General features: G+C 66.5%; 19 protein-coding genes. 9 read left to right on the forward strand and 10 right to left on the reverse strand.

The features are described from left to right. Positions 1 to 79: 79 nt before the first annotated feature. From NWF24_RS10960 to NWF24_RS10975, 4 genes are all read left to right on the forward strand, one after another. The gene (locus tag NWF24_RS10960; RefSeq protein ID WP_258354191.1) at positions 80 to 862 is read left to right on the forward strand and encodes an SDR family oxidoreductase; all 783 of its coding nucleotides are present in this window, start codon (positions 80 to 82) and stop codon (positions 860 to 862) included. 77 nt (positions 863 to 939) lie between these two features. Then, the gene (locus tag NWF24_RS10965) at positions 940 to 1,770 is read left to right on the forward strand and encodes a DMT family transporter (protein ID WP_446001730.1); all 831 of its coding nucleotides are present in this window, start codon (positions 940 to 942) and stop codon (positions 1,768 to 1,770) included. Then, positions 1,767 to 2,189 carry an acyl-CoA thioesterase gene (locus NWF24_RS10970; RefSeq protein ID WP_258354192.1) on the forward strand — a complete coding sequence of 141 codons (423 nt, stop codon included), beginning with the start codon at positions 1,767 to 1,769 and terminating at the stop codon, positions 2,187 to 2,189. The genes NWF24_RS10965 and NWF24_RS10970 overlap by 4 nt, the downstream gene beginning before the upstream one ends. Positions 2,190 to 2,200: 11 nt before the next feature. Beyond that, the gene (locus tag NWF24_RS10975) at positions 2,201 to 2,899 is read left to right on the forward strand and encodes a M949_RS01915 family surface polysaccharide biosynthesis protein (RefSeq protein ID WP_258354193.1); all 699 of its coding nucleotides are present in this window, start codon (positions 2,201 to 2,203) and stop codon (positions 2,897 to 2,899) included. Between the two features lie 6 nt (positions 2,900 to 2,905). On the opposite strand, the gene NWF24_RS10980 is transcribed toward NWF24_RS10975, so the two are convergent. Together NWF24_RS10980 and NWF24_RS10985 are read right to left on the reverse strand one after the other, a co-directional pair. Next, positions 2,906 to 4,261 (reverse strand): sensor histidine kinase, encoded by a 1,356-nt coding sequence (locus NWF24_RS10980; protein WP_258354194.1) that lies wholly within the window; start codon positions 4,259 to 4,261, stop codon positions 2,906 to 2,908. Continuing rightward, positions 4,258 to 4,932 carry a response regulator transcription factor gene (locus NWF24_RS10985; protein WP_258354195.1) on the reverse strand — a complete coding sequence of 225 codons (675 nt, stop codon included), beginning with the start codon at positions 4,930 to 4,932 and terminating at the stop codon, positions 4,258 to 4,260. Before NWF24_RS10985 ends, NWF24_RS10980 begins: the two co-directional genes overlap by 4 nt. Before the next feature lie 141 nt (positions 4,933 to 5,073). Here NWF24_RS10985 and NWF24_RS10990 point away from each other — a divergent pair, with 141 nt between their 5' ends. The 3 genes from NWF24_RS10990 to NWF24_RS11000 are packed head-to-tail and all read left to right on the forward strand — an operon-like array spanning position 5,074 to position 8,162. Then, on the forward strand, positions 5,074 to 5,778 hold the full coding sequence (locus NWF24_RS10990) for a phosphatase PAP2 family protein (protein WP_258354196.1): 705 nt from the start codon (positions 5,074 to 5,076) through the stop codon (positions 5,776 to 5,778). Further along, a complete protein-coding gene (locus NWF24_RS10995) occupies positions 5,765 to 6,364 on the forward strand; it encodes a phosphatase PAP2 family protein (protein WP_258354197.1) in 600 nt (199 codons plus the stop codon). The genes NWF24_RS10990 and NWF24_RS10995 overlap by 14 nt, the downstream gene beginning before the upstream one ends. Before the next feature lie 46 nt (positions 6,365 to 6,410). Next, entirely contained in the window at positions 6,411 to 8,162 is a 1,752-nt protein-coding gene (locus NWF24_RS11000; protein ID WP_258354198.1) for a phosphoethanolamine transferase, read from the forward strand. A gap of 10 nt (positions 8,163 to 8,172) precedes the next feature. On the opposite strand, the gene NWF24_RS11005 is transcribed toward NWF24_RS11000, so the two are convergent. The 5 genes from NWF24_RS11005 to eat all read right to left on the reverse strand — a co-directional run bounded on the left by NWF24_RS11005 (position 8,173) and on the right by eat (position 13,803). Continuing rightward, positions 8,173 to 8,754, reverse strand: coding sequence for a peroxidase-related enzyme (locus NWF24_RS11005; RefSeq protein ID WP_258354199.1), 582 nt, complete (start codon positions 8,752 to 8,754; stop codon positions 8,173 to 8,175). 57 nt (positions 8,755 to 8,811) lie between these two features. Next, complete coding sequence (locus tag NWF24_RS11010) at positions 8,812 to 10,080, reverse strand: HAD family hydrolase (RefSeq protein ID WP_258354200.1); 1,269 nt, start codon at positions 10,078 to 10,080, stop codon at positions 8,812 to 8,814. Between the two features lie 101 nt (positions 10,081 to 10,181). Further along, positions 10,182 to 10,964, reverse strand: a complete 783-nt coding sequence (eutC, locus tag NWF24_RS11015) for an ethanolamine ammonia-lyase subunit EutC (RefSeq protein ID WP_093055602.1) — start codon at positions 10,962 to 10,964, stop codon at positions 10,182 to 10,184. Continuing rightward, complete coding sequence (locus tag NWF24_RS11020) at positions 10,961 to 12,355, reverse strand: ethanolamine ammonia-lyase subunit EutB (protein ID WP_258354201.1); 1,395 nt, start codon at positions 12,353 to 12,355, stop codon at positions 10,961 to 10,963. The genes eutC and NWF24_RS11020 overlap by 4 nt, the downstream gene beginning before the upstream one ends. Positions 12,356 to 12,375: 20 nt before the next feature. Then, positions 12,376 to 13,803 carry an ethanolamine permease gene (gene eat / locus NWF24_RS11025; RefSeq protein WP_093055605.1) on the reverse strand — a complete coding sequence of 476 codons (1,428 nt, stop codon included), beginning with the start codon at positions 13,801 to 13,803 and terminating at the stop codon, positions 12,376 to 12,378. Positions 13,804 to 13,983: 180 nt separating this feature from the next. Here eat and NWF24_RS11030 point away from each other — a divergent pair, with 180 nt between their 5' ends. Then, entirely contained in the window at positions 13,984 to 14,352 is a 369-nt protein-coding gene (locus NWF24_RS11030) for an FKBP-type peptidyl-prolyl cis-trans isomerase (RefSeq protein WP_258355273.1), read from the forward strand. A gap of 3 nt (positions 14,353 to 14,355) precedes the next feature. Here the strand turns inward: NWF24_RS11030 and NWF24_RS11035 are convergent, their stop codons facing one another. Continuing rightward, complete coding sequence (locus NWF24_RS11035; RefSeq protein WP_258354202.1) at positions 14,356 to 15,108, reverse strand: SDR family oxidoreductase; 753 nt, start codon at positions 15,106 to 15,108, stop codon at positions 14,356 to 14,358. Positions 15,109 to 15,232: 124 nt separating this feature from the next. On the opposite strand from NWF24_RS11035, the gene NWF24_RS11040 reads away from it, so the two are divergent. Then, on the forward strand, positions 15,233 to 16,150 hold the full coding sequence (locus tag NWF24_RS11040) for a LysR family transcriptional regulator (RefSeq protein WP_093055611.1): 918 nt from the start codon (positions 15,233 to 15,235) through the stop codon (positions 16,148 to 16,150). Positions 16,151 to 16,163: 13 nt separating this feature from the next. Here the strand turns inward: NWF24_RS11040 and NWF24_RS11045 are convergent, their stop codons facing one another. Together NWF24_RS11045 and NWF24_RS11050 are read right to left on the reverse strand one after the other, a co-directional pair. After that, on the reverse strand, positions 16,164 to 17,762 hold the full coding sequence (locus NWF24_RS11045; protein ID WP_258354203.1) for a glucan biosynthesis protein: 1,599 nt from the start codon (positions 17,760 to 17,762) through the stop codon (positions 16,164 to 16,166). A gap of 174 nt (positions 17,763 to 17,936) precedes the next feature. Next, positions 17,937 to 18,779 (reverse strand): class I SAM-dependent methyltransferase, encoded by an 843-nt coding sequence (locus NWF24_RS11050; RefSeq protein ID WP_258354204.1) that lies wholly within the window; start codon positions 18,777 to 18,779, stop codon positions 17,937 to 17,939.

Below are 18,779 nucleotides of genomic sequence, written 5' to 3' on the forward strand. Positions count from 1 at the left end.
GCGGCGTCCACGGGCGGTCCGTGTCACTCGTGGGCGGGGCGCTTGGGCGTCACCTGCGCGACTCCACAGGATTCAGTTCATGGCTTACAGCATCGATCTTTCCGGCCGCGTGGCCTTCGTCACCGGCGCCTCCAGCGGGCTCGGCGCCCAGTTCGCGAAAACCCTTGCCCGTGCCGGCGCCGCAGTGGTGCTGGCCAGCCGCCGCGTCGAGAGGCTCAAGGAACTGCGCGCACGCATCGAAGGCGAGGGCGGCGACGCCCACGTGGTCGAGCTCGACGTGACCGACATCGGCAGCATCAAGGCGGCGGTCGCGCGCGCCGAGACCGAGGTGGGCGCCATCGACATCCTGGTCAACAACTCGGGCGTGAGCACCACGCAGCGCCTGGAGGACGTGACCCCCGACGACTACGACTACATCTTCGACACCAACGTGAAGGGCTCCTTCTTCGTGGCGCAAGAAGTGGGCAAGCGCATGCTGGCGCGCGCCAAGGGCACGGCACCGGGCACCTACATCGGTGGGCGCATCATCAACATCGCTTCAGCTGCCGCGCTCAAGGTCATGCCGCAGATCGGCACTTACTGCATGAGCAAGATCGCGGTGGTGCAGATGACGAAGGCCATGGCGCTCGAATGGGGCCGTTTCGGCATCAACGTGAACGCGCTGTGCCCGGGCTACATCACCACGGAGCTCAACGAGGAGCACTGGAGCACCGAAGGTGGTGCCAAGCTGGTCAACATGCTGCCGCGCAAGCGCGTGGGCAAGCCCGAGGACCTGGACGGCCTGATCGTGCTGCTGGCCAGCGGCCAGAGCCACTTCGTGAACGGCGCCGTCATCGCGGCCGACGACGGGTTCTCGCTCTGAGTCCGCGGGCTTGGGTCGGCATTGCGGCCGGGCTGGCTGCGGGTGCGCTCTGGGGCCTGACCTTCGTGGCGCCGCGCATGGTGGGTCACTTCGGCATGGTGGACATCACGGCCTCGCGTTTCGCGGTGTTCGGCGCGGTCTCTGCCCTGGCCGTGTTCGCGCGGCCGTCTGCGGTGCGCTGGCCGAGCGGGCGGCAGGCGCTCGCGGCCCTGGGGCTCAGCGTGCTGGGCTTTACTGGTTACTACCTGCTGCTGGCCTTCGGCATCGAGGCGGCGGGCACCGAGGTGCCCAGCCTCATCATCGGCACGATCCCTGTCTGGATGATGTTGCTGGGCCGGCCCGTCGGCCTGCAGATGCGCGCGCTGCTGCCGGGGCTGCTGCTCACAGGCGCGGGCATCGCGCTGATGATCTACGGCGCATGGTCCGCGCAGCACGGCGCAGGCAGTGGCGGCGCTCGCTTCGGCTGGGGCATCGCATTGGCCCTGGCCGCAATGGCAAGCTGGACGGTGTACGGCCTGCTCAACGCCGCCTGGCTGCAGCGCCACACCGAGCTCAACGCAACCGACTGGGCCAACTGGCTCGGCGTGGCGACCGGCCTGGGCGCCTTGCTGCTGTGGCTGGTCGCGGGCAGCGACGTGGCCACTCTGAAGGCACAGCCCGACGGCATGCTGTTCGTGTGGATCGCGCTGGCGAGCGGCTTCGGCTCGTCGTGGCTGGCGACCATCCTCTGGAACGTCGCGAGCCAGCGCCTGTCCGCCAGCCTGTGCGGCCAACTGATCGTCAGCGAGACGCTGTTCGCGCTGTTCTATTCCTTCGTCTGGGACGGCCGCTGGCCGCAGGCCGCCGAGTGGGCGGCGGCGCTGCTGTTCGTGCTGGGCATCCTCGCATCCATCAAGGCGCACCGATGAGAATCGAAATCCCCGAAAAGAAAAAGCTCGTGTATGAGACGTCGATCCCGATCCGCTGGGGCGACATGGATGCAATGGGCCACCTGAACAACGGCACCTACTTCCGCTACCTCGAAACCGCGCGCATCGACTGGATGCACTCCATCGGCTTCGAGCCCGAGCCGAGCGGCGAGGGCATGGTGATCGTCAACGCCTTCTGCAATTTCTACCGCCAGATCGAATACCCGGGCAACGTGCTGCTCAAGATGTACGTGAGCGACCCCGGCCGCACCACCTTCGAGAGCTGGGGCATCATGGCTCGCGAGGAAGAACCCGACGTGATCTGCGCGGCCGGAGGCGCGACCACCATCTGGGTCGACTTTCCGAAGCAGAAGGCGCTGGCGCTGCCAGACTGGCTGCGTGCGCTGGTGAGCGAGTGAGCTGCGGTCCGATGAAGCGGAAGCTCCTGGCGTTAACGCTCCTGGCATTGCTCGCCACCGGCAGCCATGCCCAGAAGACCCCACCCGGCAAGAACGAATGTGCAGCCAATGCGCCGTATCTGAGCGCCGAGGCGCTGAAGAAGGCCGGGCTTGAACTCCCCGCATTCAAGCGCTATTGCTACACCGACAAGTCGGGCAGCTACGTCTTGCTGCTCGGCGAGAAGCAGGACGAGCCATACGCCGGGGAACTGCTGTCCTCGGCCATCCAGGCCTCGCTCTACAAGGTGGGCGGCGACAACACCTTGACCCGTGAATGGTCGATCCGCGACTTCGCCAACAAGGACGAGGCCGGCGTCAACTTTCGCTCGAAGCTCATCGAACTCGCGGACATCGACGGCGACGGGCTGGTCGACCCGATCCTCGTGTATCGCTTCTTCAACCCCGTTGACTCCGATCACATCGACAACGACGACTACGTGGGGCGCATCAAGATCGTCACTTTCCATCTGGGCCGCAAGGCGACGATCCACGCCATCACCGGCCACCTGGACGGTGATCGGAAGACCACGGCCAATGACAACTACTTTGCGTTGCCCAAGCCGGTGCAGCGGCATCTCGTGAAGAAGATGAAGGCGATGTACGACGCCGAGCAGTTCGGCTTCGACAACTCCTACGACTTTGTGCCGAAAAGGGAAACCGCCCGCCGCTGAGGAGGCTCAGGCCGGCCGCAGCACGATGCGCGCCTCGAAGCCGTGCGCCGCACCCACGGGCGGCGACGAGAGTTCGAGCTTTGCGCCGTGCTTCTCGACGATGGTGCCCACGATCGAAATGCCCAGACCATAGCCCGCGCGGTCGGAGCTGTGGCGCACGTGGCGCTCGCGCAGGGTTTCGAGCTGCGCGGGGGTAACGCCGTGGCCGGTGTCGCGCACGGCCAGGGTGCAAGGCGCCATCACCTCGATGACGACGCGGCCGCCGCCGTAGCGCAGCGCGTTCTCCACCAGGTTGCGCAGGGCAATTGCGAGCGCATCGACGTCGCCGAGGGCCAGTGGCACGACGCTGTCGGGTACCTTGAGCATGAGTCGCTCGGCATTCTGCGGGTCTTGCCAGAACTCCTGCGCCACGGTGCCGGCAAGCTGCACCAGGTCGACCCGCGTGCGCGCGAGCGAGGCGCCCGATTCCGCGCGCGACAGCTGCAGCAGCTTCTCGGTGCGGTGGCTGAGGGTACGCAGCGCATCGAGCGCGGCCTGCACGTCGTTGCGCTGCAGGTCGTGCTCCAGCGCGGTCTGCAGCCGCAGGCGGGCGGCGGCGAGCGGCGTGCGCAGCTCGTGCGCGGCATTGGCCGCCAGGGCGCGCTCCACGTCGAGCGAGTGCGACAGCCGCTCCAGCAGCCGGTTGACGTGGTCGCCGACAGTGCGCAGCTCCTTGGGCAACCCGCCGGGCAGGGCGATCGGGCTCAGGTCGGCGCCGCTGCGCTTCTCGATCTCGCCGGCCAGATCCTGCAGCACCCGCAGCTCGGTGCGCGCCACGTTGCGCAGCACCAGAGCGAGCAGCGGCAGCACTGCGCCGAGCGGAATGATCAGGCCGAAGAGCGTGCGGTTGAGGGCGCGGCGGCGTTCGTCGAGCGGGTCCGCCACCTGGAAGAACAGGCCCAGGGTCGGGTGTCGCACGGTGTAGATGCGCCAGGTCGGGTTGTTCGCGAAGCCGGCGGCCAGCGGCACGTCGAAGGTGTCCGCGGGCGCCTCGGCGGAGCGCAGCATCACATGCTCGTGCAGGTCGACGATCTGGTAGATCACCGCGTCTTCCGAGAACAGCTGCTTGGGCGCGATCAGCGGTTCGCGCGGCGGCTCCTGGCCCGGGTGCTGCAGCTTTTCCAGTTCCTGCACTGCCATCGCGAACATGCGGTGCGAGACCTCGACCAGTTCGTTGTCGAAGTTGTGGTTGATCTCGCGGTCCACATACCAGACCACGGCGAACACGCACAGCAGCCAAACGCCGCCGACCCAGACGATCAGCGTGCGGGTCAGCCGGCCGGCGAGCGAGTCGCGGCCGGCCGCGAAGCTGCTGGAGCTCATTCGTCGTCGTCCACAGAGAACGACAGCCGGTAGCCGAGGCCGCGCAGCGTCTGGATGTGGCTGCGTCCGAGCTTGCGCCGCAGGCGGCTGATGAAGACTTCGAGCGTGTTGCTGTCGGCCTCGTCGCCGAAGCCGTAGAGCGCATCGGCGAGGTTCTCGCGCGTGTGAATGCGTTCGGGCCGTGTGGCCATGACGCGCAGCAGCGCCCATTCCTTCTGCGTCAGCGTGATCGGCGAGCCGTCTTTGCGCACCATGTCGTGCGCCAGGTCGATCTCGAGCGTGCCGAGCTGCAGCACCGGCGAACTGCTGGAGCTGCGGCGCCGCTCGACCGCGCGCAGGCGCGCCAGCAGTTCGGCGGGGTCATAAGGCTTGATGAGGTAGTCGTCGGCGCCGGCGTCCAGGCCGCGGATGCGGTCTGTTACCTGGTCGCGCGCCGTCAGCACGATGACGATGGGGCGCTCGGGCAGGGCGCGAATCTGCGGCAGCAGCGAGAGGCCGTCGCCGTCGCCCAGGTGCAGGTCGAGCAGCACGGCTGCGTACTGTACCGAGAGCAAGGCGCCGCGCGCGTCGGCCAGACTGGGCGCCACGTCGACCACGAAAGCCTTGGCCAACAGATAGCTGCAGACGGCATCTGCCAATGCACTGTCATCTTCGACCAGCAATATGCGCACGCATGTCTTTCCAAGAAAAATTGCAGTCTAGCGTCACCGAGTTGCACCGGGCCTTTCAGTCAGGTTCGGTTCATCTTGCTTCAGGCTCGGTTCATTCCGCAAACGTAGGCTCGCGACTGTTTTTCAGTCCTGCCTTCGTCCATGACTCGCTTTCCCAATTTTCGTCTGGGGGTTCTGACCCTCATCGCACTGGTTGCACTGATGGCGTGGGACGCGACGGGCGGGGATCTGATGCTGGCGCGCATGGCAGGTTCCCACATCGGGTTTCCCCTGCGCGACAGCCCTTTCATGGTTCATGTGATGCATGAGGGCGCTCGCGACCTCAGCTGGGTGCTCGTGATCACGCTGTTCGCCGCGATCCGCTGGCCCTTCGGCCTGCTGCGCCGCCTGAGCACCGGCGGCCGAGTGCAATTGGCCCTGACCGTGCTGGGCTCGGTGATTGCCGTCAGCCTGCTCAAGCATGCCAGCCACACCAGCTGCCCCTGGGACCTGCAGGAGTTCGGCGGCATGGCGCGTTACGTGTCGCACTGGTCATGGGGCGTCGACGACGGCGGCCCTGGCGGGTGCTTCCCGGCTGGCCACGCGTCGGCTGCTTTCGCCTACGTGGGCGGGTATTTCGTGCTGCGCCGGGTGTCGTCCCGCGCTGCAGCAATCTGGCTGGGGGTTGCGTTGGTTGCAGGGCTCGTGCTGGGTGTGTCGCAGCAGCTGCGCGGCGCCCACTACATGAGCCACACGCTCTGGACGGCCTGGGTCTGCTGGGTGGTGGGCTTTGCCATCGAGGTGGGGGTAACGCGCTTCGGCTCGCGCGCAGTGAGGCCGGCGGTGCCCGCACATGCAGGATCTTGATTTCGCGCTGTTCAGGCTGGTCAACGCGGGCATGTCGGTGCCGGCGTGGAGCCTGGGCTTCGCCGAGTTTTCCTCCGACCTGCTGCCGGCTCTGTTGACGCTCGGCATCGGGGTTTGTGCACTGTTCAGCCGGCGCTGGCGCTATGCGCTGTTCACGGTGCTGATGAGTGTGCTGGCCGTGTGGCTGATCGTGAACATGATCCGTGCGGTGGCGCCGATTCCCCGGCCTGCGTTCTATGGCCTGGGCATCCAGTGGGTGCCGCAGGGCGTGCGGCCCGGTTTCCCGAGCCTGCATGCGGCCGGCACCTTTGCCGCGGCCTTTGCGCTCTGGTGCCTGCCTTCTCGCTGGCCCATGCTGGCGGCGCTGCTGGTGGCCGCCGTGGTGGCGTGGAGCCGGGTGTACCTGGGCCTGCATTTCCCCTCCGACATCGTGGCGGCGGCGATGCTGGGTGCGCTGGTGTCGATCGTGGTGGAACGCGGCGTGAGCCGGCCGCTGAGCTTGGCGGCCTCTGGTGCGTACGTGGCGCGGCGGCGTTCGAAGATGAGGATGCTGAGGATGCGCAGGGCCAGCCTGAACACTGACTGAATAGTCAGTTCAGCCTCCCTTCAGGCGGGTTCGTTACATTCGCCGCATGTCTGTTTCGCGAATCGCTCCCGCCCCATTGCAGCGGGTGGGTACTTCTGACTCCAAAACGCCACACTCGCCTGCCTCCGGCGGCCCGTGGGTGCGCTTCAATCTGTGGCTGGAGCGGCCGCGTTCGGCCGCCGTGGTCGTCCTGTGGCTCAGCCTCTACCTCGTCCTGACCACCAACTGGCCGCTGTGGAACGAGTTGGCCCGCATCGGCGGCGCGCCGAGCACCTACATGTCGACCATCGTGGTCATGAGCCTGCTCACGCTGTGCGGCTCGGCGGCCATGCTGTCGCTCACAGCCTGGTCGCGATGGATGAAGCCGCTGTGGCTCGCCGTGGTCGTGCTGGCCGCGGTGGTGCAGCACTACATGCTCGAGTACCGCGTGGTGATGGACCCGACCATGATCGCCAACGCGTTGCAGACCGACCCGAACGAGGCACGCGACCTGTTGAGCTGGCGCATGGCCTTCAACGTGGGTGTGGTGGTTCTGCCCGCGGCCTGGTTGCTGTGGCGGGTGCGCGTTGCGCCGATGGGCATTCTGTCGAAGCTCTGGCGCAACATGGCGCTGCTGCTGCTGTCGGTGGTCGTGGCGCTGGGTGCGGCTGTGTCCATGAACCGCGAGCTGGCGCCGCTGATGCGCAACAACGTTCATCTGCGCTACATGATGAACCCCATCGCGACCCTCTATTCCACGGGTTCGCTGCTCATCAAGCCACTGTTCAAGCGCAGCGGCAAGCTGATTCCGGTCACCGCCGGCACGGCGCTGGGCGCGAGCTATGCGGCCCAGACCAAGCCGCCGCTGTTCGTGGTGGTGGTGGGCGAGACGGCGCGCGCCGACCATTTCGCCCTCAACGGCTATGCGCGCGACACTACGCCCGAGCTGGCCAAGCGTGGTGTGCTGAGCTACCGCGACGTGCATTCCTGCGGCACCAACACGCTGGCCTCGGTGCCGTGCATGTTCTCGCCGCTGGGCAAGCAGGGCTACGAATCGCGCAAGGACGACTACGAGAACCTGGTCGACGTGCTGCAGGCCGCCGGGCTGGCTGTGTTCTGGCTCGACAACCAGGCCGGCTGCAAGGACGTCTGCACCCGCGTGCCGAACGCTTCGGCCTTCGACGGCCTCGATGCCGCCACGAAGAAGGCGCTGTGCGACGGCGACGAATGCCTCGACGACGTGATGCTCAAGGGCCTGGACGAGCGCATCGCCGCGTTGCCGGCCGAGCGCCGCGCCAAGGGCATCGTGCTGGTGATGCATCAGATGGGCAGCCACGGCCCGGCCTACTACAAGCGCTCGGCACCCGACGTGAAGCGCTTCCAGCCCGAGTGCAAGACCAATGCGCTGGCCGAGTGCGGCCACGCCGAGCTGATGAACGTGTACGACAACTCGATCGTGCAGACCGACCGCTTCCTCGGCCAGACCATCGACTGGCTCAAGGCGCAATCGAAGCAATACGACCCGGCGATGCTGTACGTAAGCGACCACGGCGAATCGCTCGGCGAATACGGCCTGTTCCTGCACGGAGTGCCCTACAGCTTCGCGCCCGAGGCGCAGAAGCACGTGCCCATGGTCACGTGGTTCAGCGAAGGCATGAGCGAGCGGCGCAAGCTCTCGCGCTCGTGCATGGAGGCGGGGCTCGATGCGCCGCTCACGCACGACAACCTGTACCACACGGTGCTTGGCGTGATGGATGTGACCACGCCCACCTACAAGCCGGCACTGGACGCCCTCGCATCCTGCCGCGCGAAGGCCTGAGCGGGCCCGGCTACTTCTTCTCGCGGGGCAGTCGCCCCATGAGGAAGAACTCGTTGTTCGGCTGCATGCCGCTGAAGCTGGCCAGGCGGTTGCTCAGGCCGAAGAAGGCGGTGATGGCTGCGATGTCCCAGATGTCCTCGTCGTCGAAGCCATGTGCGTGCAGCGGCGGAAAGTCGCTGTCGTCGATCTCGTGCGAGCGGTCGCAGACCTTCATCGCAAAGTCGAGCATCGCGCGCTGGCGCGGCGTAATGTCGGCCTTGCGGTAGTTCACCGCCACCTGGTCGGCCACCAGCGGCTTTTTCTCGTAGATGCGCAGCAGCGCGCCGTGCGCCACCACGCAGTACAAGCACTGGTTGGCCGCGCTGGTGGTGGTGACGATCATCTCGCGATCGCCCTTGGTGAGCGAGCCTTCTTCCTTGAGCATGAGCGCGTCGTGGTACGCGAAGAACGCGCGCCACTCGGCGGGGCGGCGCGCGAGGCCGAGGAACACATTGGGCACGAAGCCGGCCTTTTCCTGCACGGCGAGGATCGCGATGCGGATGTCCTCGGGCAGGTCTTTCAGTTCGGCAAGAGGGTAGCGGGCCGTTGTCATGTTGTCTCCTGGTGTTCGATGCCAGGATCATAGGCAACCGCCCGCGGTGCGCCGCGTTTACTTCAGGGCCTTGCCTTGCGTTGCTCCGAGTGGCGTATGCAGCTGCGAGCTCACCCACGAGCCCGTGTTGTCGTCTCGCCCCTGCAGCAGGTAGCGCGTGTCGGCCTTGCCATAGTTCTGCACCGCCATGGCCGAAAACTTGCCGATGTCGGTCTTCGGATCGCGCAGGCGGTTGACGATCAGCACTTTCTTCGTGTCGGCAAAGTCGGCCATCATGTTCTGGTCGCCTTCGCTGTCGCCGGCCACGAAGCTCGGGCCGTAGCCGTACTTGCTGACCAGGAAGCGCTGGATGTTCTTCGTCTTGCCCGGGCCCTGCGTCTGGTCGTAGCCGCGGCGGAACTCGGGCTGGATCATGCCGTTGGAATCGCGCTCCAGCTCCATCGCGAGCACGCGCTCAGGTGGGTTGTTGTAGCCGAAAGCGGGGTTCGACGAAATTTCCTTGATCACATCGACGAACGACGCCGAGCATACCCACACGTCGAAGCCCGCGTTGCGGAAGGCGGCGTACAGCTCCTGCATTTCGGGCTGCAGGCGCAGGCCGTTCTTCCAGCTCACCGAGACCACGCCCGCGCGGCCCGGCAGTGCCGTGGGCGAAGTCCACTTGACCTTGGCGACCGGCTCCTTCAGCTGCCACGCCACCGTGTCGGCCGTGAGCTTGCGCACCTGCGCCTCGGTCATGCCGGCGAAGAGATACGTCACCCACGGGTAGGCCGTGTCGTGGTCGAAGGTGTCGCCAATGGCTTCGTAGAGATAGCGCACCTTGGTGGTGAATGCACCGTAGTGCGGGCTCAGTGCCACCACGGCCAGCGACTGGTCGCCCTTCAGGCCCCTGTAGTTCTGGTAGAGCCATGTGTAGCTCGCGACGATGTCGGGCACCAGGCGGTCGATGTTCACCGGCTGGCCGGCTGCGTTGTTGTACGCGGGCAGGAAGTCTTTCTTCGGGATGTTCTTGCGCAGCGCCACTTCGAGCTGCGCGGGCGTGGCGCCGAAGACGAGGTTCTCGAGTTGGTAGATGAGCGAGGCCTCTTCGATGTCGAGGAAGACGCTGGTGTTGTCCCAGTCGAACACCACGTACGGCGGCTTTGCGGCGTTGTAGCCCGGGCTGCCCTTGCCGAGGCTGGCGATCAGGCCCTCGATCTGCGCGCGGTTGAAGGCGTCCCAGTGGCCGGGCGAAAGGGCCGGCCCCGTGGAAGACGAGAGGCTGGCACAGCCGGCCGCAGCCATCGCAGCGGCAATTGGCGAGAGAAGAAGGAGGCGACGTTGCATTGCTTTTTTCCTGTTTGAGTGCATGCGTTGGACAAAAAAAGACGATGACGAGCGTACGAAGCGCTCGTGACAGTTCTGGCGTTGCCGCTTGTGGGTTGTGCTCAGCGCGCGAGCGATGGCGCCTGGCGCTGTTCAAGCACCGCGAGATCGCTCTCGTCCTTGAGCCCGATGCCGGTCAGTCCCCTGCGCAGGGACTCTCGCATCAGCCATGCCAGCTTGAACGCGGCCACTTCGTAGGGCAGGCCTTCGGGGCGCACGTTCGAGATGCAGTTGCGCTCGGCGTCGTGCCGGCCGCGCTTGGGCGAATGGGTCAGGTAGATGCCGAGGCTGTCGGGCGAGCTGAGGCCGGGCCGCTCCCCGATCAGCATGACCGAGAGCGCCGCACCGAACAGTTCGCCCACCTCGTCGGCCAGCGCGACGCGCGCCTGCGTGGCGATGACCACGGGTGCGAAGCTCGTGTCGGGCGGCAGGTGCGATCGCAATGCCGCGAGCAGTGGCACCGTATGACGGGCTGCCGCGAGCGAGGAGAGCCCGTCGCCGACCACCACGCAGACATCGCAGCCGTAGCGCCGGTCGCCGAGCAGGCGCGTGGCTGCGTCTTCATCGAGCTGGCGGCCGAGATCGGGCCGGCGCAGGTATTCGGTGCGATCCGCGGCGCGGCTGCGTGCGCGCGCCACTTCCCAGCGCTGCGCGGTCAATGCGGCTTCGAGCGCATCGACGTCGAGCGCGGCATGAATTGCGTCGCGCGCCATCGCATGCGCCCATCCGAAGCGCAGTGTCTCGTCGGTCGGCATGCCGGCGCCTGCGCGGCCCAGTGCCAGCCGGGCGGGCGTGGCCGAGCGCCATTGCGCCCAGGGGTTGGGGGTGACCGGTGAATCGCTCATGACGCGAGTGCGGACAGCCCGCTCATGTCGGCCAGCAGCCGGTTGGAAGAGGGCGGCGCCAGCTGGCCGGCCGCATTGGTGATCTGCATGCGCTGCAGCCATGCCTCGAACTCCGGCGCGCGCTTCAGGCCCAGCGTTTCGCGCAGGAACAGCGCGTCGTGGAAAGAAGTGCTCTGGTAGTTGAGCATCACGTCGTCCGCACCCGGGATGCCCATGATGAAGTTGATGCCCGACGTGCCCAGCAGCACGAGCAGCGTGTCCATGTCGTCCTGGTCGGCCTCGGCGTGGTTGGTGTAGCAGATGTCGCAGCCGATGGGCAGGCCCAGCAGCTTGCCGCAGAAGTGATCCTCGAGCCCGGCGCGAATGATCTGCTTGCCGTCGTACAGATACTCCGGCCCGATGAAGCCGACGACAGTGTTGATGAGAAAGGGCTTGTAGCGCCGCGCCAGCGCATAGGCGCGCGCCTCGCAGGTCTGCTGGTCGACGCCGAAGTTGGCGTTGGCCGAGAGCGCGCTGCCCTGGCCGGTCTCGAAGTACATGACGTTGTCGCCGATGGTGCCGCGCTTGAGCGACAGCGCCGCCGCATAGGCCTCGTCGAGCAGTTCGGGCGTCACGCCGAAGGAGAGGTTCGCCCTCTCGGTGCCCGCGATCGACTGGAACACCAGGTCCACCGGTGCACCGGCCTCGGCCAGCTTGAGCGTGTTGGTCACGTGCGTGAGCACGCAGCTTTGCGTGGGAATCTCGAAGCGCTGGATCACCTCGTCGAGCATGTGCAGCAACTGGCCCAGCACGGGCATGCTGTCCGAAGCCGGGTTGAGGCCGATCACCGCATCGCCCGCACCGTAGAGCAGGCCGTCGAGCGTGGAGGCGGCCACGCCGCGCAGGTCGTCGGTCGGGTGGTTGGGCTGCAGGCGCACGGCCAGGTGGCCGGGCAGGCCGATGGTGTCGCGAAAGCGCGTGACCACGCTGCACTTTTTTGCGATCGACACCAGGTCCTGGTTGCGCATGATCTTGGACACGGCCGCCACCATCTCGGGCGTCAGGCCCGGCGCCAATGCGGTGAGCGTGGCGGTGGTGGCCGCTTCGGACAGCAGCCAGTTGCGGAAGTCGCCGACCGTGAGGTGCGACACCGGCGCGAAGGCCTGCGCGTCGTGGCTGTCGATGATGAGGCGCGTGATGTTGTCGCTCTCGTACGGAATCAGCGCTTCGGTGAGGAACTGCTTGAGCGGCGTGTCGGCCAGCACATGGCGCGCGGCCATGCGCTGCTGCGCGGTGGCCGCGCCGACGCCCGCGAGGTAGTCTCCCGAGCGCGCGGGGCTTGCGAAGGCCATGACCTGCCGCAGGTCTTCGAAGGCGAAGACCTGGTCGGCGATGGTGGTGCGATACAGCATCTTTCTTCGGGTGTCAGGTGTCAGGCGGAAGTGGTCGAAGAAGACAGCATCTCGTCGGGCGCAGCCGCCTTGCGCTGCGCCGATGTCAGCAGGAAGTAGCCGTACGCCGCGGCCATCAGCACGATGAACAGCAGCGTGAGCATGCCGTTGAACCACACCATCGCGCCCAGGCACACCACGCCGAGCCCGAGCGCGATGGCCGGGAACACAGGGTAGAAGGGCGCGCGGTAGGTGCGCAGCAGGTTCGGTTCAGTGCGGCGCAGCTTGAACAGCGCAGCCATCGAAATCAGATACATCACGATGGCGCCGAGCACGGCCATGGTCACGATGTTGGCGGTGAGCGTCTGGCCGCCGAACTGCACCCACTCGTCGCTGAAGATGGCAATGACGCCGATCACGCCGCCGGCCAGCAGCGCGCGGTGCGGCGTGTCGAAGCGCGGGCTCAGACCGGCGAAGTAGCGCGGCAGGTAGCCCGCGCGCGCCAGCGCGAAGATCTGGCGCGAGTAGCCCATGATGATTCCGTGGAACGAAGCGATCAGCCCGAACAGGCCGATCCACACCAGCATGTGCAGCCAGCCGCTGTTGTCGCCCACAACGGCCTTCATGGCCTGCGGCAGCGGGTCGTTGATGTTGGCGAGCTTGCGCCAGTCGCCCACGCCGCCCGCGAAAATCATCACGCCGAAGGCCAGCACCACCAGCGTGACGATGCCCGTGGTGTAGGCAATGGGAATGGTGCGGTGCGGGTCGCGCGCCTCTTCGGCCGCCATGGCCGCGCCCTCGATGGCTAGGAAGAACCAGATCGCGAACGGAATGGAAGCGAAGATGCCCGAGATGGCCGCGCCGTTCAGCACGCTGCCGCCGGCCCAGCCGTTGGCCACGAAGTTGGCCATGGTCCAGCCCGGCGTGACCACGCCCATGAACACCAGCAGCTCGACGATGGCCAGCACCGTCACGAAAAGCTCGAAGGCCGCAGCGATGCCCACGCCGACCCAGTTGAGCGCAATGAAGATCACGTACGCGCCGAGCGCAAACCACTTCGGGTTGATGCCCGGGAACTGCACGTTGAGATACGCGCCGATGGCCAGCGCGATGGCTGGCGGCGCGAAGACGAATTCGATCAGCGTCGCAAAGCCCGCAACGAAGCCGCCGTTGGGCCCGAAGGCGCGCCGCGCATAGGCAAAAGGACCACCCGCATGCGGGATGGCTGTGGAGAGCTCGGTGAAGCTGAAGATGAAGGTGGTGTACATCGTGGCCACCAGCACCGTGGCAACCAGGAAGCCGAGCGTGCCGGCCGTGTTCCAGCCGTAGCTCCAACCAAAGTACTCACCCGAGATGACGAGGCCCACCGCAATGCCCCAGAGTTGCACGGGGCCGAGCACTTTCTTGAGATGGCCGGTGCCTGTGTGGGCCGGCGCTGCTGCGCCAGTGCTGGCTTCGGTGGAGTTCATGCGGCTTCCTCTCTGCGTGAATGTTGACAGTGCACATTCAGCAAAGCAAGGGCCGTTCCAACGAGGCCGGCATGGGCCGATATGGGCCGATATGGGCCGCTGGCCATAATCGGGGCCTCTCAACCTTCGAGGTGTTTTGTGAAGTCTCTTTTCTGTGCCGCTCTCGTGTCCGTCTTTGCAATGCCCGCCGCGTTCGCGCAGTCCGCGCCCGTGACCACGCCCAGCGGCCTGATCTACCAGTCGATCAAGGAAGGCACTGGCGTTTCGCCCGCTGCCACCGACGTGGTCAAGGTTCACTACCGCGGCACCTTCCCCGACACGGGCAAGGAATTCGACAGCTCCTACAAGCGCGGCGAACCCACCGAGTTCCCGCTCAACGGCGTGATCCCGTGCTGGACCGAAGGCGTGCAGAAGATGAAGCCCGGCGGCAAGGCCAAGCTGACCTGCCCACCGTCGATTGCCTATGGTTCGCGCGGCGCCGGCGGCGTGATTCCGCCGAACGCCACGCTGAACTTCGAAGTCGAGCTGGTGTCGGTCACCAAGCGCTGATCGTCAGATCTGTGCCATGCCGCCGTCGACGAAGAGTTCGATTCCGTTGACGAAGCTGCTGTCCTCGGAGGCCAGGAACACCACGGCCTTGGCGATTTCGTCGGGCGTGCCGACCCGGCCCAGCGGGATATTCTGGGTTTGTCCCTCGACGAAGCCCTGCACCTGTTCCGCCGTGAGGCCCAGCAGGTCGTAGGCGGGGGTCGGTACCACGCCTGGGCTCACGGCGTTCACGCGAATGCCAGCGTCCTTCAGGTCCACCGTCCAGCTGCGCGCAAAGCTGCGCACCGCCGCCTTGGTCGCGCTGTAGACGCTGAAGGCCGGGTTGCCCTTGATGCTGGTGATCGATGCGTTGAGCACGATCGACGAGCCCTTGGGCATCAGCGGCAGCGCCTTCTGCACCGTGAAGAGCAGGCCGCGCACGTTGGTGCCGAATATCTTGTCGAAGTGTTCCTCGGTGATCTGCCCCAGCGGCAACAGGCTGCCGCCGCCCGCGTTGGCGAACAGCACGTCGAGGCGGCCTTTCTCCTGCTTGATGGCGGCGTAGAGCCGGTCGAGGTCTTCGAGCTTCGACACGTCGCCGAGCACGCCGGTCACGTTGCGCCCGATGGCTTTCACGGCCGCGTCGAGTTCGGCCTTGCGGCGGCCGGTGATGAACACGTGCGCGCCTTCGGCCACGAAGCGTTGCGCGGTGGCTAGGCCGATGCCGCTGGTGCCGCCGGTGACGAGGGCGATCTTGTCGTCGAGCTTGAGGGTCATGGTTTCTTCCTTGGTGATTGCTGCAATGCAGCGTTGTCGATGGAAGCAAGTTTGGGCGCGACCCCCACGCGGACCAAGACGGCGCGCGGGATTTGTTTGTTTCCGGATCACTAATAATCCGGCGATGGACCAGATCACCGCCATGCGCGTGTTTGCCCGCGTGGTCGAGGCCGGCACCTTCACGCGCGCTGCCGACTCGCTGCAGATGCCCAAGCCCACCGTGACGAAGATGGTGCAGCAGCTCGAAACGCATCTGCGCGTGAAGCTGCTGCAGCGCACCACGCGGCGCGTGACGGTCACGCCCGAGGGCGCGGCCTACTACGAGCGCACCGCGCGCGTGCTGGCCGAACTGGAAGACATCGAGTCCGACCTCACCAACGCGCAGGCCAATCCGCGTGGGCGGCTGAGGGTGGACGTCGGCTCCTCGCTGGCCAACATGATCCTGATTCCGCAACTGCCGACGTTCCATGCGCGCTATCCCGAGATCGAACTCGAGATCGGCGTGAGCGACCGGCCGGTGAACCTGATCGGCGATGCGGTCGACTGCGTGATCCGTGCCGGCGAGCTGACCGACCAGTCGCTCGTGGCGCGCCGCATCGCGACCTTGCCCTTTGTGACTTGCGCCACGCCGGCCTACCTGGAGCGCCACGGTGTGCCGAAGACGCCCGCGGACCTCGGTGACGGCACGCACCGCGTGGTGGGCTACTTCTCGTCGCTGAGCAACCGGCCGATTCCGCTGCGCTATGGGCGCGGCGAGGAGCGCATCGAGATCCACGGCCACACAGTGGTGGGCGTGAACGAGAGCACGGCGCACCTGAGCGCGATGCTCACCGGCATGGGCGTGGCGCAGACCTTCGATGTGATGGCCGCGCCCTACCTGGCCAGCGGCGCGCTGGTCGAGGTGCTGCAGGGCTGGGCGCCCGAGCCGTATCCCCTGCACGTGGTGTACCCGACCAACCGGCACCTGAGCGCCAAGCTGCGCGTGTTCGTGGATTGGGCGGTGGAACTCTTCGCGCCCTACAACAAGGCCGGCAAGCGCTGAAGCGCCTGCGGTTTCAGCCTGGCTGGTACTGGTACAGCCAGGTCTCGGTCAACGTCTGGTCGCCGTTCTTCATGTACATGCGCATGTCGATCGGCTCGTTGCCTTCGGGCGTGAAGTCGAACTGCGCGCGCCAGTGGCCGGGCACACCGTTGGGCACGGCCTCGGCGAAGACGTACGAGAACTTGCCGCGCGCCGCCGTCAGCATCACCTCGGGCTTCACGCCGAAGGGCACGGCCTGCAGCGGCTGTCCGATGAACTCGACCATGAACTTGCGCACGCCCTGCGGACGCGGCTGGCCCGGCTGCCCGCCGCGCCCGATGCGCGTGGCCACGCAGCGTGCGAGCGGCGACGGAAAGGGCTCCTGGTCGGTCCAGTGCAGCCGGTATTGCAGGCTGTAGCTCGAGCCGGCCTTTGCGTCGGCCTTGGGCACCCAGAAGGCGACGATGTTGTCGTGGATCTCGTCGTCGGTCGGAATCTCGATGAGCTGCACCGAGCCTTCGCCCCAGTCGCCCAATGGTTCGATCCACAGGCTCGGGCGCTTCTCGTAGTTCACGCCGTCCTGGTAGTGGTCGAAGGCGCGGTCGCGCTGCAGCAGGCCGAAGCCGCGCGGCTTGGTGTCGGCGAAGGCCGAGGCGCGCGTCTGCGTGGGGTTGTTGAGCGGGCGCCAGATGCGCTCGCCCGCGCCGTTCCAGATCGCGAGGCCGTCGGAGTCGTGCACCTCGGGACGCCAGTCGATGGCGGTGGGCTTGATGGTTTCCGAGTACCAGTACATCGACGTGAGCGGCACCAGGCCCAGGCGCGACACGTCGCGGCGCAGGAACATGCGCGCGTCGATGTCCATGATGACGGCCTTGCCGCGCTGCATGATGAACTTGAACACGCCCGTGACGCTCGGCCCTTCGAGTAGCGCGTAGACCGTCATAGAGGTGGTGTTGTTGGCGGCCGGCGTCTCGAAGTAGAAGCGCGTGAAGGTCGGAAACTCCTCGGGCTTGTCGGGCACCGCCACGTCCAGCGCAATGCCGCGCGCTGACAGGCCGTACTGGTAGAGCTCGCCGATCGCGCGAAAGTACGAGGCACCTAGAAACGCGACCCAGTCGTTCTTCTGCCAGTCGAGCTTGCTCTGGTCGCCCAGGCGGCTTTCCTGCAGGCGAAAGCCCGCGAAGCCCGCGCCCGGCGGCAGCGCGCGTGCGGGGCTGTCGGGCGGCATCGAGAAGTAGTTGGGGCTGTAGAGCACCTCGCGGGAAAATGCGTCGCCGTCGGTGTTCTCGAGCACGTGCATGCGCACGGGCGTCTGGAAGAAGCGACCGAGGTGGAAGAAGGTAACGGGGAAGGCGCCGGGCCCGTCGCGGAAGAGGGCGTTGGCGGGGTCGAACTTGATCTTGCCGTGCGCGTCGTAGTCGATGCGGTCGAGCACCTCGGGCGCCAGCGGCGCGGCGGCCGCATAGGGCTTGGCGGCGAGCGACTTCGCCTGTGCGATCAACGCGTCGAAGGAAAAGGGCGTGGGCTGGCTCAGTTGCAGCCCGTTGGCGGCCAGTGCCTCCTGGGGCAGTCCGAGGGCGGCAAGTGCGGCAGCGGCACCACCGGCGGCAAGGAAGGATCGGCGATCAAGCATGTGGTTCTTGAGGGTTGCGAATCTTGGGGGGGAAGAAAGAAAAGCAGCGAAGACGATAGAGCATTCTCCGCGACCGGGAACAGCTGGTAGCTTGACCTGGCCCGGGGCCGCTCCGCGTCAGCCATTCCGCGCAGCGTGGGCCGGACAAAGCCGGCAATTCACAAAATTGTGCGTTTATGTATCGGCGACGTCCGTCGCCTTCAGCGCGTAGAGCGCATACAGCGGCACGCCGAGAAACAGCATGACCATCGGCGCGAACAGCGTGTAGGGCAGGCCGATGCCCTCCAGCACGCGGTAAGTGGCGGTCAGCTGCAGGCGCGGATGGGGCTGCGTCAGCTCGGTAGAGCGACGGATTCCCCAGAGGAACTCGGCACCGGTCGTGCGCACCGACGGATGCTGCTTTCCGCGCCCCACCGCGAGCCAGCACATGGCGTCGAAGGCCAGCATCGAGCCTGCGGGCGCGCGTTCGCCGAAGGTGGCGAGCACCGCTTGCACCTGTTCAGGCTTCAGGTACATCAGCACGCCTTCGGTGAACAGGAACACCGGCGCAGCGTTGCGCTTGCGCGGCAGGCCCAGCTGTTCCCACCAGTCGGGCGCGGTCAGGTCGAGCTCGCGCAGGTCGTGGCGTTCATTCGTCTCGGGGATCAGCTCGCGGCGCATTTCGAGCACCTCGGGCAGGTCGGCGTCGGTCATGCGGGACTTGCCGTCGTCCAGCCACTGGAAGTAATGGCTAAGGCCGCAACCCATGTTCACCACGCGCCCGCCGGGGTACTGCTTGAGGAAGTCCTGCGCCAGGCTGCGGAAGCGGCGGGTGCGCGAGAGGATGCTGTAGATGGTCGCCCGGTCTTCCGGCAGCGCTTGGCCGTCGTCGCGGATCTGCTCCAGGATGCCCGCGGCATATGCGTCCCGCACGGCCACTTGCGGAAACATCGCGTCGCCCGAGGCCCGGGCGGCCAGGGGAATCCGCAAGGTCGAAGGAACGGCCGACAGGCGCCGTGCGGGCTTGCCGGCGGTCAT

Origin of the sequence: Variovorax paradoxus, assembly GCF_024734665.1 — a bacterium.
Classification (GTDB): Bacteria; Pseudomonadota; Gammaproteobacteria; order Burkholderiales; family Burkholderiaceae_C; genus Variovorax.

Bases quoted from the DNA above. Each gene is read 5' to 3' on its own strand.
- eat (WP_093055605.1), bottom strand. From the start codon at position 13,803: ATGAACTCCACCGAAGCCAGCACTGGCGCAGCAGCGCCGGCCCACACA.
- NWF24_RS10970 (WP_258354192.1), top strand. From the start codon at position 1,767: ATGAGAATCGAAATCCCCGAAAAGAAAAAGCTCGTGTATGAGACGTCG.
- NWF24_RS10965 (WP_446001730.1), top strand. From the start codon at position 940: ATGGTGGGTCACTTCGGCATGGTGGACATCACGGCCTCGCGTTTCGCG.
- NWF24_RS11000 (WP_258354198.1), top strand. From the start codon at position 6,411: ATGTCTGTTTCGCGAATCGCTCCCGCCCCATTGCAGCGGGTGGGTACT.
- eutC (WP_093055602.1), bottom strand. From the start codon at position 10,964: ATGAGCGATTCACCGGTCACCCCCAACCCCTGGGCGCAATGGCGCTCG.
- NWF24_RS10980 (WP_258354194.1), bottom strand. From the start codon at position 4,261: ATGAGCTCCAGCAGCTTCGCGGCCGGCCGCGACTCGCTCGCCGGCCGG.
- NWF24_RS11050 (WP_258354204.1), bottom strand. From the start codon at position 18,779: ATGACCGCCGGCAAGCCCGCACGGCGCCTGTCGGCCGTTCCTTCGACC.
- NWF24_RS11040 (WP_093055611.1), top strand. From the start codon at position 15,233: ATGGACCAGATCACCGCCATGCGCGTGTTTGCCCGCGTGGTCGAGGCC.
- NWF24_RS11030 (WP_258355273.1), top strand. From the start codon at position 13,984: ATGCCCGCCGCGTTCGCGCAGTCCGCGCCCGTGACCACGCCCAGCGGC.
- NWF24_RS11035 (WP_258354202.1), bottom strand. From the start codon at position 15,108: ATGACCCTCAAGCTCGACGACAAGATCGCCCTCGTCACCGGCGGCACC.
- NWF24_RS11045 (WP_258354203.1), bottom strand. From the start codon at position 17,762: ATGCTTGATCGCCGATCCTTCCTTGCCGCCGGTGGTGCCGCTGCCGCA.
- NWF24_RS11005 (WP_258354199.1), bottom strand. From the start codon at position 8,754: ATGACAACGGCCCGCTACCCTCTTGCCGAACTGAAAGACCTGCCCGAG.
- NWF24_RS10975 (WP_258354193.1), top strand. From the start codon at position 2,201: ATGAAGCGGAAGCTCCTGGCGTTAACGCTCCTGGCATTGCTCGCCACC.
- NWF24_RS11020 (WP_258354201.1), bottom strand. From the start codon at position 12,355: ATGCTGTATCGCACCACCATCGCCGACCAGGTCTTCGCCTTCGAAGAC.
- NWF24_RS11010 (WP_258354200.1), bottom strand. From the start codon at position 10,080: ATGCAACGTCGCCTCCTTCTTCTCTCGCCAATTGCCGCTGCGATGGCT.
- NWF24_RS10995 (WP_258354197.1), top strand. From the start codon at position 5,765: ATGCAGGATCTTGATTTCGCGCTGTTCAGGCTGGTCAACGCGGGCATG.
- NWF24_RS10960 (WP_258354191.1), top strand. From the start codon at position 80: ATGGCTTACAGCATCGATCTTTCCGGCCGCGTGGCCTTCGTCACCGGC.
- NWF24_RS10990 (WP_258354196.1), top strand. From the start codon at position 5,074: ATGACTCGCTTTCCCAATTTTCGTCTGGGGGTTCTGACCCTCATCGCA.